Consider the following 16,346-nt stretch of genomic DNA (forward strand, 5'->3'; position numbering starts at 1 on the left):
CCAATCGGGCGGGAGACTGGCATATAATGCAATCATTACTGTCAAAAGTCGACCGCAAGAACGGGTTATGCTGCGCTTTTTGCGTCGTTTCGTCTGTGGCCCGGCTGAGATTTGGCGGCATACATCTTTTACGATGTATCTGCCGGGGGAGATAAGTGAAATCGTGGCGCTCATCGTGCAGAAATACGGCGGTTCCTCTGTGGCCGACGCCGAGTCCATCAAGCGCGTCGCCAGGCGGATTGTAGAGACAAAACGTAAGGGCAACAATGTCGCCGTCGTCGTTTCGGCGATGGGGGACACCACCGACGACCTGATCGATCAGGCGATGAGCATCGATTCCAATCCTCCCGCCCGCGAAATGGACATGCTGATGACGGCAGGGGAGCGTATCTCGATGAGTCTTTTGGCGATGGCCATCCACGCCGACGGCGAACGCGCTTACTCATTCACCGGTTCCCAGGCAGGTTTCATGACCGACGCCCAATTCGGCGCGGCGCACATCAAAGCCGTGAAGCCCGAGCGTGTGGCCCATGTCGTACACGACGGCAAGATCGCCATTGTCGCCGGATTCCAGGGTATCAACGCCGATGGTGATTACACCACGTTGGGCCGCGGCGGTTCCGATACTTCGGCGGTGGCGCTCGCAGTGGCAATGGGTGCCGATATCTGCGAGATCTACACCGACGTGGACGGTATTTTCACCGCCGATCCGCGTATCGTACCCAGCGCTCGTCGTATCCCGTCCATCGGCTACGATGCCATTCTCGAAATGGCCTCCTGCGGTTCGAAGGTCCTCGCCCTGCGTTGCGTCGAATACGCCCAGCGTTTCAATATGCCGTTGCATGTGCGCAGCTCGTTCTCGCACCGGATGGGCACGTTGGTGGTGCCGGAGGGCGTCGATGCACGAACGTTGCCGAACCTGAACTAACGGCCTGCAACGAGCCTGTTTGCACGGATAATGAGAACAGAACATATCTTCATAGACTTCAACGCCAAGAGAACAAAGGAAACACAATGAGCAGCGACAACACGAAAGACGATGACCTATTTCGCAGCGATCAAAACGCAACGGGCGCAAGCGACAACAAGTCGATGGGCGACATCTTCCCGGATCTCGGCCCCGAGACCCCTGTGATTTCCGGCGTCGCGCACGATCGTACCGAATCCCTGGTCACGGTGCGCGGCGTTCCCGACGTTCCCGGCATGGCGGCCCGCGTGTTCACCGAGCTCGCCAAAAGCGGTATCAACGTCGACATGATCGTGCAGGCCGGAGCCTCGACCGGCAAGGCGGACATCTCCTTCACCGTGCCGGACGCCACGGTGAAAACGGTGGAGAAAGCGCTTGACGACAAAAAGGGCGAACTGGGCTATGGCTCCTATTTCGTCAATTCTGAGGTCGGCAAGGTCGCGGTGGTGGGGGTGGGCATGAAAACCCATTCCGGGTTGGCCGCCAAGTTCTTCGAGGCGTTGAGCGACAAGCACATCAACGTGATGATGATTTCGACTTCCGAGATTCGCATCGCGGCCCTCGTTCCGCTTGATCAGCTCGATGACGCCGTGCGGGCCCTGCACACCGCTTACGGCCTTGACGCCGATCAGGTGGAAGCCGTGGTTTACGGGGGTACCGGTCGCTGAGCGCTGCCCGGTTCGGCGTTGGATTCCGGCCATGCCGTCCGCTTGAGTAATGGGCGCATCTGCTGAGCTGCCGTCAGTGGGAAACCGTACCTCGAACCTCGTGGATGGAGGTCAGCGTTCGCCCCGATACCGTCGACTGCCTGTGGCGGCACATTCCCGCTGGTATGTCTCCTATGGCGTATGCCGTCGGTCGCTATATCTCATAAAGTCGTATACAGCCCCGGTCACGTAGCACCTCGCGCTATGATATGGCACATAACGCCTCGTGATGTTTGCGCACCGGGGCGATGAACATCTCATGAGGTTGCGACAGTGTGAGCCCAAGGGCGAACGGTCGCCAAACGGGAGGAAACAGATGGCCGAATCAAACGAAAACCAACAGCGCAAGGTCAATGTCGCGGTGCTGGGAGCCACCGGCCAGGTCGGCATGGTCATGCGGCGCGTGCTCGACGAACGGAATTTCCCCATTGACAATTTGCGTTTCCTGGCTTCCTCGCATTCCGCAGGTACCGTGCTCAAATGGCGCGACCGCGACATTGTGGTCGAGGACGTGGCCAAGGCCGATCTGAGCGGCATCGACATCGCGATTTTCTCCGCCGGTGGCGGCACTTCGAAGGTCTGGGCACCGAAATTCGCCGAGGCCGGGGCCTATGTCATCGATAACTCCTCGCAATGGCGCATGCACGATGACGTGCCGCTGGTCGTGGCCGAGGCCAATCCCGACGATCTCGACGACATCCCGCGCCGCATCGTCGCCAATCCCAACTGCACCACCATGGCCTGCATCCCCGTCTTGAAGGCGCTCGATACCCACTTCGGCCTCAAGCGCCTGATTGTCAGTTCCTATCAGGCGGTTTCGGGAGCCGGACGCGCCGGTGTCGAGCAGTTGATGAACGAAGCCAAAGCCGCCGTCGACCAAGGTGCCGACAAGCTGGTCTTCGACGGTTCCGCCATCGATTTCCCCAAGCCCACCAAGGTCGTGCGCACCATCGCCTTCAACGCCGTGCCGTTCATCGGTGCCATCGTCGATGACGGCAGCGAGGAGACCGACGAGGAACAGAAGTTGCGTAATGAAAGCCGTAAGATTCTGCATCTGCCGAACCTTGCCGCCTCCTGCACCTGCGTGCGCGTCGGCGTGTTCACCGCTCACGGCATGTCCGTCAACGCCGAATTCGAGCGCGACGTCACCCCTGACATGGCTCGCGAGGTCTTGAAGGACGCGCCGGGCGTCGAACTGGCCGATATCCCGACCCCGCAACTGGCTGCGGGCCGCGACCCGAGCTATGTCGGGCGCATCCGCCAGGACCAGGCCGTCGACGGCAAGAAGGGACTGGCGTTCTTCATCGCCAACGACAACCTGCGCAAGGGCGCCGCCCTGAACGCCGTCGAATTGGCCGAAATCGTGGCCCGTAAGCATTTCGGTGCGTAGTTGCCGGTTGAAGATGTGAACGGAATCGGCGAAAACGGCTCTGAACCCTGATTTTCATCGCAACTGTAGCAGTAAGGTGGACGAGCCTGCTGACTGAAGTTTGCCGGTTGCGGAGATAATCACAGAAATGTGCCGGAATATGTGATTATCTCTGCACCAAAGTCAAAGATGCAGCCATAATCACGAAAAGGGGCTTAAAAGTGTGATTACTTCTGTACAGGTGTCAGATGTACAGCCAAAATCACAGAAATATGCCGAAATGGCTTGATATGTGCTTTACGCGCATCCATGGCACCTGACATACCGGTCACGTGGCATACTGGAAGTATGTCGAAGGCATCTAAAGAAGCACAGAAACAACTCGATCGCATCGTGGCATTGGGTTATCCCGACGTTGCCGATATGAGCGCGGCGGCGTTCCGTGCGCTCGCACGTCCCCTGATCGATGCCCTGAAAGACAGCGACTTGGGCGAGAACATCCTTCTGGTACCCACCCACGAGCTGGTCAGCCCTGAGTCGCTGATTGCCCGAACCAGTATCAACCGGATGGCCGGCTTCACCACCATGCCCCCGCGCGATGTCGCCAGTTTTCTGCCGCAAACGGGGTTCGAGCCGCCGGAGGGCCCGTTTTATCTGGTCATCGATCCGCACACCGGCACCGCCTACGTCAACCGTGAGCCGGATGTGGCCCGCAAGCTCATCGATTCCGACGAGCGTATGCCGTTGACCCTCGAGGAAGGGCTGGCCATCGCCACCCAGCATCCGGATTGGCTGGTGCGTAAGAACGGCTTCAACCTGCTCGGTTCCCGCAGCGCCGACGGTCGCGTGCCGAGCATCTGGATGAGTCAGAACGCTCCGCGTCTGGGTTCGGTCTGGCCCACCTCTCGTCACACGTGGCTCGGCAATGCATACTGCCAGGCCAGGCGAGGCATCTCTCTGTTCCACTGATCCGTCATCGGCATCAAAGTCAAAAGTCCCTCTTTGATTGATGTTGGTGCCACCAAGTCCCCTGTTTTTAGGTGATTTGGTGTCGAAAGTGCTATTTTTCGTCATCTTGGTGCACCAAGATGGCTATTTGAACGAGATTGATGTGAAAAGTGGCGTTTTTGATGGGGGTTGGCGGCACCAACATAGCTGAAAGACGTCGATTCGGGATGGGGTTCGAACTTTTGGGACGCAAAGATGTCGCATCCCGAAACAGTTGTGCCGCCTGCCTTGGTTGCGGCTATAGTAAGTCTTTATATCCGTTATCATCACGGTGACGGTCATCTCGTTGTAGTCGTGTCGCAACGTGCGGTACGCAACAAAAAAGAAAAGGAGGAGTGATGGGTCAGGATCAAGCATCATCGGTATTTGATCTCGCGGCAGTCGCCGCACAATCCAATGGAGGTAACAATGACCTGCTGCTGCCTCCCCGGCGTTTCGTAGGAGACCCACAAAAGCCCAGCAAAATGCCGTATACGAAGTATGTCGCGTACGACAGGCAGGTTCCGTTCGATTACCCCGAGCGCACTTGGCCGGAGAAGAAACTGCGCCGTGCCCCACGCTGGTGCTCGGTCGATCTGCGTGATGGCAACCAGGCGCTGGTCAACCCGATGGATTCCGAGCGCAAGCTGCGCTTCTGGAATCTCCTGATTTCGATGGGCTTCAAAGAAATCGAAGTCGGTTTCCCCTCGGCTTCTGACACGGATTACGATTTCGTGCGTCTGCTGATCGAACGCGAGCTCATCCCCGACGACGTCACCATCGTCGTGCTGACCCAGGCCCGCGAACATCTGATTCGCAAGACCTACGAATGCCTGCGCGGTGCCAAGCGTGCGGTCGTGCATTTCTACAATTCCGTTTCCGTCCTTCAGCGCGAGGTCGTCTTCCGCAAGGACAAAGAGGGCATCAAGAAGCTGGCCACCGACGCCGCCGAACTGTGCAAGGACCTTGAGGGTGCGGCCGGCGACACCGACCTGTATTACGAGTATTCGCCGGAATCGTTCACCGGCACCGAGCCCGATTACGCCGTCGAGGTGTGCAACGCCGTCATCGACGTCATCAAGCCGACTCCGGATCACAAGATGATCATCAACCTGCCGGCCACCGTCGAGATGACGACGCCGAACGTCTTCGCCGACGAGGTCGAGTACGTTTCCCGCAACCTCAAAGACCGTGATTCCATCGTCCTTTCGCTCCATCCGCACAACGACGAGGGCATGGGCGTGGCCGCGGCGGAACTGGCCGTGCTCGCCGGGGCCGATCGCGTCGAAGGGTGCCTGCTGGGCAACGGCGAACGCACCGGCAACGTCGACCTGGTCACGCTGGGTCTCAATATGCTCACGCAGGGCGTCGATCCGCAGATCGATTATTCCGACGTGCCGAAGATTCGCAAAACCGTCGAATACTGCAATCAGCTCACCATCTCCGAGCGTCATCCCTACGCCGGAAGCTTCGTGTTCACCGCTTTCTCCGGCTCCCATCAGGACGCCATCAAGAAGGGACTCGAGGCCCGTCAGGCCGCGGCCGAAGAGCGCGGGGCGAACCTCGACGATTTCGTCTGGCTCGTGCCCTACCTGCCCATTGACCCGAAGGACATCGGTCGCAGCTACAAGGCCATCATTCGCGTCAACTCGCAGTCCGGCAAGGGCGGCATGGCCTACTTGCTCAAGACCAATCACAACCTTGATCTTCCCAAGCGCCTGCAGATCGAGTTCGAGAAGGTTGTGCAGAACTACGCCGACAAGACCGATAAAGAGGTCAAGGACGACGATATCTGGAGGCTCTTCAAGGACGAGTATCTTCCTGTCGAGGAGAACGGCTCGTTCGCGATCGGCGAGGCCGTGGGAGACGAGGGCGACGACGATCTGCAGTCGTGGGGCCGCCTGAAGCTCTTGAACGTTTCGGTGACTTCCGGCTCGGACGGTTCCGACACCGTCCTGAAGGCCAAGCTCCTGGACCGCGGTGCCGAACCGGGCGCCGACCCGATCGAGCGCGAGGTCAGCGGCGCAGGCAACGGTCCGCTGGACGCCTTCCTCAACGCGCTTTCCTCGATTGCCATCACCGTCAGCGTCATGGATTACGCCGAACACGCCATGACCGCCGGCACCGACGCGATGGCCGCCTCCTACGTCGAATGCCAGATCGGCGGTGAGGCCAACGCGAAGATCATCTGGGGCGTCGGCATCGATTCGTCGATCACCACCAGCTCCTTGAAGGCGATTATCTCCGCGATTAATCGCTCGCTGCGTTGATGCGTTGATGCGGTTGATACCAGCATCCTCATAGTATTTCTTCCCGCTCTTGGCATTTAGGCTGAGAACGGGAGGAAAAAATGCGGGTCATAGCTGGAAATATGGCAAAACAGTATGGGTGTGGGCCTGCTCTTTGAAGATGCAGGCCCACACCCATACTTGATTCATTATTCTATTGTTTATTGCTGGCCCTGCGGGTTGGACTGTTGCTCGGTGTTGCCGCCCGTGTTGCCGCTCGATTCGTTAGAAGTCTCGCCGGCGGTGTTTCCTGTGCCCGTGCCGTTGCCGCCAGTGGTGCCGTCGGTGCCGGAACCGCTGGAAGTCGACCCGCCTGCAGTGCTATCGGATGAACCGCTCGAATTGCTGCTTTCGTATTTCCTGCGGTTGTAATTGCCGTAAGAGCCCGACCTGGCGCCGCTGCCCCATGTGCCGTCCGGACCGCCGATCTTGCCTTCGTCATGGGCGACGGGGAAGGTTTCGTTCGGTTGGTCGGCAAGTACCTGCTTCATGTACTCGGTGAACAGGTGGGCGGGGTAGAGGCCGCCGGAACCGTAGCCGCCATGCAACGGTTGGATTTCCTCAGGCGTGATGCCATCGGCCGCGGGCTTCCACATCGCGAAGACGGTGACCACGCTGGGGGTGAAGCCGATGAAGCTGCCGGCCGTCGAATCGTTTGCGGTGCCGGTTTTTCCGGCGATGGTCTTGCCTACTTTCCTCACTTCCGTGGCTGTGCCATATTGCACGGTTCCGGTCATCGCCCTGGCCACCAGCGCCGCGTCGTTGGCGCTGAAGACACGCTCGGTGTTGGTGGGCGCGCGATACATGTCCTTGCCGGCCGAATCCTTGACGCTTGCCACGATATGCAGCGTCGGTTTGTTGCCCTGATTGGCGATGGTGGCGTAGGCCTGCGCGACGTCGGAGACACGCACGGCGTTGTTGCCGAGCACGGTGAACGCGTTGTCACCGGGTACGAGCCTCGGGCTCATTCCCGCCGCCTGCGCGGTCTGCGCCACCTTCTTGGTCCCCAGATGCTCCTGCAGGTCCATATAGACCGTGTTGACCGAATTCGCCGTTGCGCGGTACAGGTTCGTATAGCCATACTGCTCGTTGCTGAAGTTTCTGACCGGCTCGGTGATGCCGGCGTAGGTGCGCGGCGAGTTGCCGTTGAAGGTCGTGTCGAGGCTGACGCCTTCCTGGATGGCCGCCATAAGCGCGAACGGCTTCATGGTCGAGCCGAGCTCGTAGGTGGACTGTGTGGCGTTGTTGAGCTGCTTTTTGAGGTAGTCGTCGCCGGCGTAGAAGGAGATGATCGATCCGTCCTTCGGGTTGACGCTCATCGCCCCGGTCTGCATACCCGGGTTGAGAATCTTCTGGTTCTCCGCGCTTGACGGGCTTGCGGTGTTGAACATCAGGTCCTGCTTGGCCTTGTCGATGGTGGTGACGATGGTATAGCCGCCGGTGTCGAGGTCGTCGCGGGTGAACGCCCCGCTGCCGGTCAGTTCGTCGCGCACCATCTGCAGGATGTAGCCGTTCGTTCCCTTATACGAGCTTTGCTGGCCTTGCGGGGCTACCGTCGGCGGCATTTGCTGGTTGGCCGCGGCGTCTTTCGGGCTGATATAGCCCTGTTTCTCCATGATGCCGATGACGCGCGTATAGCGTTGCTGCGCGCGCTTGGGGTTCACCGCCGGGTCCCAGGTCGAGGGGGCTGGGATGATGCCGGCCAGCAGCGCGGATTCGGGCATGGTCATATCCTTGGCGTCCTTGTTGAAGTAGGCCTTCGACGCCGCCTCGATGCCGTAGGCCCCGCGGCCCAGGTAAATCGTGTTCATGTAGTTGCACAGGACCTTGTCCTTGTCCTGCGACTTGGTGATTTTCATCGCCAGAATCGCTTCGCGTACCTTGCCGGCATACGTGTGGGTGTCGCCCATATAGTAACGTTCCGCGTACTGCTGGGTGATGGTGGAGGCGCCCTGACGCGCGCCTCCGCTGACGTTATTGAGCAGGGCTCGTGCGATGCCTTTGAAATCGACGCCGGTGTCTTTGTAGAATGACTGGTTCTCGCTGGCCACCATGGATTGCCCGATGTATTTGGGCAGGGCGTCGCAGCTGATGATCTCGCGGTTCTGCGTGGCGAAATCGCCGACCGGAGTAGTGCCGTCGGCGTAATAGATCTTGGTCTTTTCGGCCATCGCGATTTTTTCCGGGAGTGGAATTTCGGTGGTGGCGTAAAGATAGGCGAACGTGCCTACTCCGCCGACGATGAGCAGCGCAATGATGCCTAGCGTCCATTTGAGGATGCGATGCCTGTGTTTTTTGGGTGCCTTGCGTTGCGGCCCGCGTCTGTTCGGACGTTTGCGGGCCGTGTCGGCGTTGCTGCGCGAGTATTGGTCGCGCGGTGTTTTGGTGTTTCTGTAGCTGCGTTTGGGTTTGGCTCTGCCGGGATTTGCGGCACGCGCCGAAACTGTGCGAAACTCTGTGACCATGCCAACTACCGTAACGGTTGCCCTTGAAAAACAGCTGGGATTTGCGGGCAGAAGCGGTTTGAATGTGCGGTTTTGGTGACGGAAAACGGAAGAATGGCTCAATTCACGACCGCTTGGCCAGTGGCGCCTAACGTTTTCCTCGGTTCTTTCATGGAGTTGGCGGGTATCGGTTTTGGCAATTTTTTGTTACATTGGTTGTGTGTATACAGTACACGCCTGTGTTCTTTTCTTCATGAAGAGCTAGACTCGTAAATGGAATTTTGCACGTGAAATAAAGGAGTCAATATGAGTATTCGCGTGGCAGTGGCAGGCATTGGCAATTGTGCCTCGTCTCTGATTCAAGGTGTTGAGTATTACAAGGATGCGAAGGACGATGAGAAGATCCCCGGTCTCATGCACAACAATTTCGGCGGCTACCGGGTCCGCGACATTGAGTTTGTAACGGCGTTCGACGTTGACGCCTTGAAGGTGGGCAAGGATATCAGCGAGGCCATCGGTGCCTCGCAGAACAACACCTACAAGTTCTGCGACGTGCCGAACAAGGGCGTCGAAGTGCTGCGCGGGCCGACCCTTGACGGTTTGGGCGAATACTACAAGAAGATGATCACCGAGTCCGACGCCGAACCGGTCGATGTGGCCCAGGTGCTGCGCGACAAGAAGGTCGACGTACTGGTCAGCTACATGCCCGTCGGCAGCGAGCAGGCCGACAAGGCCTATGCCCAGGCCGCGATGGATGCCGGTTGCGCCTTCGTCAACTGCCTGCCCGTCTTCATCGCCAGCGACCCGGAGTGGGCGCAGAAGTTCCGCGACGCCGGCGTGCCGATCATCGGCGACGACATCAAGAGCCAGGTCGGCGCCACCATCACCCACCGCGTGATGGCCCGCCTCTTCGAGGACCGCGGCGTGCGCCTCGACCGCACCTATCAGTTGAACGTCGGCGGCAACATGGACTTCATGAACATGCTTCAGCGTTCGCGCCTGGAGTCCAAGAAGGTCTCCAAGACCCGCGCCGTCACCTCGATCGTGCCTCACGAGATGGAGTCGCGTAACGTGCACATCGGCCCGTCTGACTACGTGGCGTGGCTCGACGACCGCAAGCTGGCGTTCGTGCGTTTGGAAGGCACCACCTTCGGTGACGTGCCGCTGAATCTGGAATATCGTCTTGAGGTTTGGGATTCCCCGAACTCCGCCGGCATCGTCATCGACGCCGTGCGCGCCGCCAAGATCGCGCTCGACCGTCACCTTTCCGGCCCCGTTCTCGCTCCGAGCTCCTACTTCATGAAGTCCCCGGCCGTCCAACATGAGGACAACGAGGCACACGCGTTGGTGGAAAAGTACATCGCCGGCGAAGTCGAGAAGGACGAAGCCGGACTCGATGCCGATGTGAAGTCGGCCAAAGACAACGGCAAGGACGTCTGGCACGCCTGAGTCATGATGTGACCATGGTGGTCAGCGGGCTGCGGCGTGAAGTCGCGGCCCGCTTTTTATATGCCCATAGTTTGGTCCGTGGTGGCCGCCGGTTGTTTTGCATATAACAATGTCTGGCGGATTGTGGTGTCCGGTGTATGTCAATGTGGACGGCACCGGCGTCGTTGATTTGAATCCGTGCTTTAAGCGCCGCAAGTGGCGGATCGGATGCATTACCGCATTTCTGCATTGTTTTTCCGGGCTGGAAGAAAAATGTCTAATTTTTTTTTGATTAGGATTCCACTGTTTGGAATAAAGCGATGTCAGCGCGTTTTAGTGAGTAGACTTCTTGGTGTTTTCTGCTTTGCGGTTCAAGCAGATTTCTATCGTAAGAAGGAGAAAAGATGGGACAGAGAAAACCGACTCGTCTCATGGCATTGGCTGTGGGGACAGCGATGCTCATGAGCATGGTAGGAGGTGTGGGCTCCGCGAATGCCGCCGAGGTGACGAATGCGGGAACGCCTACGCTGAGCCAGCGGAGTCTGAAGTCAAAGCTCAAAGGCAAAAAGTTCGGCGTCGATCCCAGGATTACCGGGATGTCGGGCAAAGTCGATGCGTTCGTGATGGTTGACGGCACTGCCGGCGTGGAGAAGAAGGCCGAGGTCCTTCAGCAGCTGAATATGCAGCGTAGCGGTTCTCCCGAATCAAGGCAGGCGGAAGCGAACAGGGAAGGCAAAAGCGCTGCCAGGCAGGCTGAGCACACCTCCAACAATGTGTTTGAGAACCTGAAAGCCCTTGACCCGACCGCCCAGAAGACATACACCACGTCGTATTCCACGACAGGTGTCGTGGTCCATGCGGATGCCGCTGCGTTGCGCAAGCTGGCCGAGCACTGCAAGGATGTGGTCGGCATCGTGCCGATGAACAAGATGACTCCATCCGATGATGCCGCCATCGCCAATGATGCGAGCAAGCCGCAGACCAAGGCTCCGGCGAACGGGGAGAACGCTGCCGACAATCCTGCGGATAAGCCCTCGTCCGATACCGAGCAAGGTGCCCAGTCCGCTAAGCCGTCCCAGGAATCCAAGGATTCCGACGCGGCAAAGAACGCTGATGCCGCCAAGAGCAAGGCCGACGCCCAGAGCAAGACGCAGAACGACGCTTCCGGTCAACAATCCGAAAAGTCCGGTTCGTCCGAACCGACTGGCGAGGTGCCTTACAACAAGCATAATGATCAATTCATCAATGCGGTGAACACCTGGAATCAGACGGGTCAGACCGGCAAGAACGTCAATGTCGCGGTGGTCGACACCGGTCTTGACTACACGCACGCCGATTTTGGCGGTGCGGGCACGACCGCGGCCTATCAGACCGCGCTGGCCTCGACCAAGAACCCGTTGACCGACCCCACGCTCAAGAACCTGCTCGACAACAGCAAGTTCAAGGGCGGTTATGATTTCGCCGGTCCCACGTATGGTTCGGAAGACGCGAACGGCGATATGATCTCGACCCCGCAGCCTGACGACAACCCGATCGACGGCGAGGGCGGCCACCATGGCACCCACGTGGCCGGCACGTTGGCGGGCTATGGCATTAACGCCGATGGATCCAAGTTCTCCGGCGACTATAAGCAGCTCAACAATGCCGATGTGCAGGGCATGAAGATCGGCCCCGGCTCCGCTCCCGAGGCGAGTCTGTATGCGCTGAAGGTCTTCGGAGACCAGGGCGGCAGCACCGATCTGGTGCTGCAGGCTCTCGATTGGGTCGCCAAGCACAATCTCAACTGCGCTCCCGCCGACAAGATCAGCATCGTCTCCATGTCCCTCGGTGATTCGTTCTCGCAGGGCGACGCTCCCGATGCGCTCGCTGTCAACAATCTGTATCGCGATGGTGTCGTTTCGGTCATCGCTGCCGGCAATGACGGTGACATCACCGACGTCATGGGTTCTCCGAGCTCGGCTCGAAGCGCTTTGACGGTTGGTGCCACTGAGACCGGCATGATCGTGCAGGACAAGATTGATGTCACTGCCGGTCCCGCTGACCTCGTCGGCAAGTCTCTCGCCGGACAGTATTCTTCCAGCTACACCGGTAACTTCAGTGTGGAGGCCCCTGTGGTCGCCATCAAGGGATCGGATGAGGAGCCCAACGGTGATGGATGCAATGCGTATTCGGCGGCTGACGCGGCTGCGGTGAACGGCAAGATCGCCTATGTCCACTGGGATGACAGCAATGTCTCCTGCGGCTCCAGGGCGAGGTTCGACAAGGCCAAGGCCGCCGGTGCGGTCGGCATCATCTTCGATTCGCAGAATAATGTTCCCGCTGCCGGCATAGCCGGTAACGCGAGCATCCCCGGTTTCCAGATCATCAAGAAGGACTCTGACGATATCCAGCTTGACCAGAAGATCGAGGCCGGCGGTGTGAGTGTAAAGCTGGACTCCACGTTCAAGCTTGCACATGAAGCGGATTACTCCAACGACATATCCGACACCATCGCTGACTTCAGCTCTCGTGGCATCCACGGCTCGTATGACGGCACGTTCAAGCCGGATGTCTCCGCTCCTGGCGTGGGCATCGGATCGGCTTCCGCAGGTACCGGCAACGGCGAAGAGGTTATGCAAGGCACCTCAATGGCGACCCCTCTCGTGGCAGGCGTTACGGCTCTGGTCCGTGGGGCTCATCCCGATTGGAACGCCACCCAGGTCAAAGAGCAGATGATCAACACCTCCGTTCACGACATCAAGACCGATCATTCGGCGAACGCCAAGACGTATGGCCCGTTGCGCGTCGGCGCCGGTCGTGTGGACGCCCTGGCCGCGGTGAACAACCCGGTGCAGCTCTCCTCCGAAGACACCGATCTGGTCAGCGCCGGCTTCGGCATCGTTCAGGTGCCGAAGAACGGTTACAACGCCAAGAAGACCATTACGGTGAGCAACACGTCGAACACGGACCGCAGCTATACGGTCGCCTACAAGCCTCGTACCGAGACACCCGGTGTCAACTATGCCGTCAGCGCCAGTTCCATCACGGTGCCGGCGAATGGCACGGCGAAGTTCGACGTCACGCTCAATATTCCGGACCAGTCCGCTTTGCGCCATACGTTGGACGAGACGCAGCCGGACAACGTCAATCAGATTCCGAGCTCTACGGTCACCGATGCCACCGGCGTGGTGGAGTTGACGCCGAGCGATAACGCCGAGAACGCCTCGCCTCTGCGCCTGGCCGTCGCTTCGGCTCCGAAGCCGGTCGCACAGACCGACGCTTCCTATGACGTCACCAGCACCGGGCACCAGTATCTTGAGGTCTCGGGGCATGGTTTCGATCAAGGCAGCAACGCCAATCAGTACATCTCCAACTTCACTCCGCTGGTGCTCTCTGCCACGGATCCGGTCGACGCCAGTGGCATCTATGATCCTCAGCGCCATGATTTGCCGGTACGTGACATCCAGGGCTTCGATATTCGTGCCATCGGTTATTCGACCACGGCGCCTCAGATGAGCCGTCCTGATGATGGCCTGCTCTCCTTCGGTATCGTGACCGACAAATCATGGAGCCGTCTGACGGCAAGGTTCGGTTTCACCATCGATTTGGACACTGATGGCGATGGCAGCACCGATGTCGAGCTGATCACCACGAACGCGTTGGCCGATGGCACGATTGACAACGCCTTGTTTGAGGTGTTGAACGTGAAGGACCCCAACAACGTCAGCGTGATTGACGCCTATACGGTGCCCAGCACCTATGTCAGCGATTCCAATCGTATCGTGATGCAGGTGCCGCTCGATGAGCTTGGCGTGAGCCAGGACACCAAGAGCGCGCCGATGAACTATAAGGTCGAGACCTGGTATCTCGGCCCGGATAACATCATCGACACGGCTGGCGGCGATGCGTCGACCAAGTTTGATGCGGTGAAGCCCTCGATGTGGTTCGGCACCCACAACTCCGGCGCCATCTCCTTCGGCGGCGACAGCGTGTTCTCCGATGAGGACGGGACCTCCGTTCCCGTGCACGTCAATGCGCAGGCGAAGACCAAGGCCGCTGGCAAGAGCACGCTTCCTCCAGCCCTGATCATCCACGACTACGGCGAGGTTCCGGACACCGCGGACCAGAAGCTCACGATCGACTATGCCTCGATCGCCGACAAGTCAAAGCTGCAGGGTGCGGTGAACGACGCTGCGAAGTTCAAGCAGGAGGATTACACCGCCGCTTCGTGGCTCGCTTTCCAGCAGGCGCTCGCTTCGGCGAATACCGTGTTGGCGGATACCGATGCGCTGCAGGGTGATGTGGATGCCGCTGCCGATGCGTTGACCAAGGCTGAGAAGGACCTGGTCAAGCAGGTAGCCGGACAGTCCGACCGTGATGCTCTGCAGGCTGCGGTGGATGCCGCTTCGAAGCTCAAGGAATCCGACTACACGGTGGGATCCTGGAAGCCGTTTGCGGCAGCATTGGCCAAGGCGAAGGGATTGCTGGCCGATCCCAATGCCGCCAAGAGCGATATCGTGGCTGCCACCGTCGCTCTCAATCAGGCTCGTCAGGCACTCAAGAAACTGGAGAGCGGCCATGCTCACGGTGTCGGCCCGGCGGCCCCGTCAATCGGTTCGCCCGCTTCCGGCCTTGCCTCAGGCGCTGCGTTGCCGTCCGGTTCCTCTCGGAGGTCTCACGCTCTGGCCGTAACCGGTTCCTCGGTGGTCTTCGAGGTGCTGGCATCGTTGACGCTGCTTGCCGGCGGCGTCGCGGTTTCGCTCGGAAAGCGTCGTCGTGCGATGCGGCTTTGAGGGTTTGCTATCAAGTCGCAGCGGATACTACGCTGACTGAATGAAATAAGCGATCGCGCCCGCCCCTGAAATTCATGGGGCGGGCGCGATCGCTTATATGTGCTTATATGTGCTTTCCTGACATGGTGGCTGTCGGACTCGTCTCAGCGGGCGGGCGGTCCCTGCTTTTAGGCGAGCAGCGGGGTGACCTGCTTGTCGTAGGCGATGAGCGCTGAATTGATGACCTGGTGCATGTCGTAGTAGGCGTAGGTGCCAAGACGCCCGCCGAAGATGACCTGCGGTTCCTTGGCCGCCAAGTCCTTGTAGCGCTGGTAGAGCTTCTGATCGTCGGCGGTGTTGATGGGGTAGTAGGGTTCGTCATCGCGTCCGGCGGCGCGGCTGTATTCCTCCCAGACCACGGTCTTGTTAGGGTTCTGGGAGTCCTTGCGTTCCGGGTTGAAGTTCTTGAACTCGATGGCGCGGGTGTAGGGCACGTCGGCGTCCACGAAGTTCATCACCGGGCAGCCGAAGTGGTCGCCCTCGTCGTAGCGCTGTTCTTTGAAGTCGACGGTGCGCCACTTGAGGTCGCCGAGCGCATAGTCGAAGTATTTGTCGACTGGGCCGGTGTAGACGATGGGCACGCTTCCGACCAGCGCCTTCTTGTTGAATGGCTGGTTTTCATCGAAGAAGTCGACTCCGAGCGTCACGTGGATTTTCGGGTCGTCGATCATGCGCTGCATCCAAGCGGTATAGCCGTCGGTGGGTAGCCCTTCCCAGGTGTCTTTGAAATAGTGGTTGTCGTAATTGAAACGCACGGGCAGACGCTTGATGATGCTCGCCGGCAGATCCTCCGGCGCGGTCTGCCACTGCTTGCTGGTGTAGTTCTTGATGAACGCCTCGTAGAGCGGGCGGCCGATAAGCTGGATGCCCTTGTCGTTGAGATTCTCCGGGTCGGTACCGGCCAGCTCGCCCGCCTGCTTCTCGATGATCGCCTTGGCCTCACCCGGCGTGTAATGCGCATGGAAGAACTGGTTGATCGTCCCCAGGTTGATCGGCATGGGGTAGACCTCGCCGTCGTGCGTGGCGTAGACGCGGTGCTGATAGTCGGTGAAGGTCGTGAAGCGGTTGACGTAGTCCCACACGCGTTTGTTGGAGGTGTGGAAGAGGTGCGCGCCGTACTGGTGGATTTCGGCGCCGGTCTCCTTGTCCATATAGGAGTAGGCGTTGCCGCCGATATGTGGCCGGATGTCGATGATTTCGACGCTGTGGCCGTGCTCGGCCGCCTGCTGCGCCACGGTCAGTCCGAACAGCCCTGCCCCCACGACCACCAGATCGGGTAGTTGCGTATTGTTCTCGTTGCTGGCCATTCCGTGTCCTTTCAGCCTCTGCGGTCCATCGGCAAGGC

The 16,346-nt window shown here is 59.3% G+C and carries 9 protein-coding genes; 7 read left to right on the forward strand and 2 right to left on the reverse strand.

Annotation, left to right across the window (positions count from 1 at the left end; translation table 11 throughout):
• Positions 1–163: 163 nt before the first annotated feature.
• From OZX64_RS02085 to leuA, 5 genes are all read left to right on the forward strand, one after another.
• Positions 164–928 carry an aspartate kinase gene (locus OZX64_RS02085; RefSeq protein ID WP_277157464.1) on the forward strand — a complete coding sequence of 255 codons (765 nt, stop codon included), beginning with the start codon at positions 164–166 and terminating at the stop codon, positions 926–928.
• A gap of 164 nt (positions 929–1,092) precedes the next feature.
• Entirely contained in the window at positions 1,093–1,635 is a 543-nt protein-coding gene (locus tag OZX64_RS02090) for an ACT domain-containing protein (RefSeq protein ID WP_277174933.1), read from the forward strand.
• A 355-nt stretch (positions 1,636–1,990) separates the two neighbouring features.
• The gene (locus tag OZX64_RS02095; protein ID WP_277156297.1) at positions 1,991–3,064 is read left to right on the forward strand and encodes an aspartate-semialdehyde dehydrogenase; all 1,074 of its coding nucleotides are present in this window, start codon (positions 1,991–1,993) and stop codon (positions 3,062–3,064) included.
• A gap of 327 nt (positions 3,065–3,391) precedes the next feature.
• Positions 3,392–4,012 (forward strand): DUF5701 family protein, encoded by a 621-nt coding sequence (locus OZX64_RS02100; RefSeq protein ID WP_277173483.1) that lies wholly within the window; start codon positions 3,392–3,394, stop codon positions 4,010–4,012.
• 377 nt (positions 4,013–4,389) lie between these two features.
• Positions 4,390–6,300, forward strand: a complete 1,911-nt coding sequence (leuA, locus tag OZX64_RS02105) for a 2-isopropylmalate synthase (protein WP_277156295.1) — start codon at positions 4,390–4,392, stop codon at positions 6,298–6,300.
• Between the two features lie 179 nt (positions 6,301–6,479).
• On the opposite strand, the gene OZX64_RS02110 is transcribed toward leuA, so the two are convergent.
• Positions 6,480–8,783, reverse strand: coding sequence for a transglycosylase domain-containing protein (locus tag OZX64_RS02110; protein WP_277173485.1), 2,304 nt, complete (start codon positions 8,781–8,783; stop codon positions 6,480–6,482).
• 285 nt (positions 8,784–9,068) lie between these two features.
• Between OZX64_RS02110 and OZX64_RS02115 the strand changes: the two genes are divergently transcribed.
• Entirely contained in the window at positions 9,069–10,211 is a 1,143-nt protein-coding gene (locus OZX64_RS02115) for an inositol-3-phosphate synthase (RefSeq protein WP_277173487.1), read from the forward strand.
• A 383-nt stretch (positions 10,212–10,594) separates the two neighbouring features.
• Positions 10,595–14,962 (forward strand): S8 family serine peptidase, encoded by a 4,368-nt coding sequence (locus tag OZX64_RS02120; RefSeq protein WP_277173489.1) that lies wholly within the window; start codon positions 10,595–10,597, stop codon positions 14,960–14,962.
• 167 nt (positions 14,963–15,129) lie between these two features.
• On the opposite strand, the gene glf is transcribed toward OZX64_RS02120, so the two are convergent.
• Positions 15,130–16,308, reverse strand: coding sequence for a UDP-galactopyranose mutase (gene glf / locus OZX64_RS02125; protein ID WP_277173491.1), 1,179 nt, complete (start codon positions 16,306–16,308; stop codon positions 15,130–15,132).
• Between the last annotated feature and the right edge of the window lie 38 nt (positions 16,309–16,346).

The sequence above is a fragment of the Bifidobacterium sp. ESL0704 genome, assembly GCF_029392075.1.
Classification (GTDB): Bacteria; Actinomycetota; Actinomycetes; order Actinomycetales; family Bifidobacteriaceae; genus Bifidobacterium.

Excerpts from the sequence above, each read along its gene's own strand:
- OZX64_RS02090 (WP_277174933.1), top strand. The coding sequence starts at position 1,093 with ATGGGCGACATCTTCCCGGATCTCGGCCCCGAGACCCCTGTGATTTCC.
- OZX64_RS02095 (WP_277156297.1), top strand. The coding sequence starts at position 1,991 with ATGGCCGAATCAAACGAAAACCAACAGCGCAAGGTCAATGTCGCGGTG.
- OZX64_RS02100 (WP_277173483.1), top strand. The coding sequence starts at position 3,392 with ATGTCGAAGGCATCTAAAGAAGCACAGAAACAACTCGATCGCATCGTG.
- leuA (WP_277156295.1), top strand. The coding sequence starts at position 4,390 with ATGGGTCAGGATCAAGCATCATCGGTATTTGATCTCGCGGCAGTCGCC.
- OZX64_RS02110 (WP_277173485.1), bottom strand. The coding sequence starts at position 8,783 with ATGGTCACAGAGTTTCGCACAGTTTCGGCGCGTGCCGCAAATCCCGGC.
- OZX64_RS02115 (WP_277173487.1), top strand. The coding sequence starts at position 9,069 with ATGAGTATTCGCGTGGCAGTGGCAGGCATTGGCAATTGTGCCTCGTCT.
- OZX64_RS02120 (WP_277173489.1), top strand. The coding sequence starts at position 10,595 with ATGGGACAGAGAAAACCGACTCGTCTCATGGCATTGGCTGTGGGGACA.
- glf (WP_277173491.1), bottom strand. The coding sequence starts at position 16,308 with ATGGCCAGCAACGAGAACAATACGCAACTACCCGATCTGGTGGTCGTG.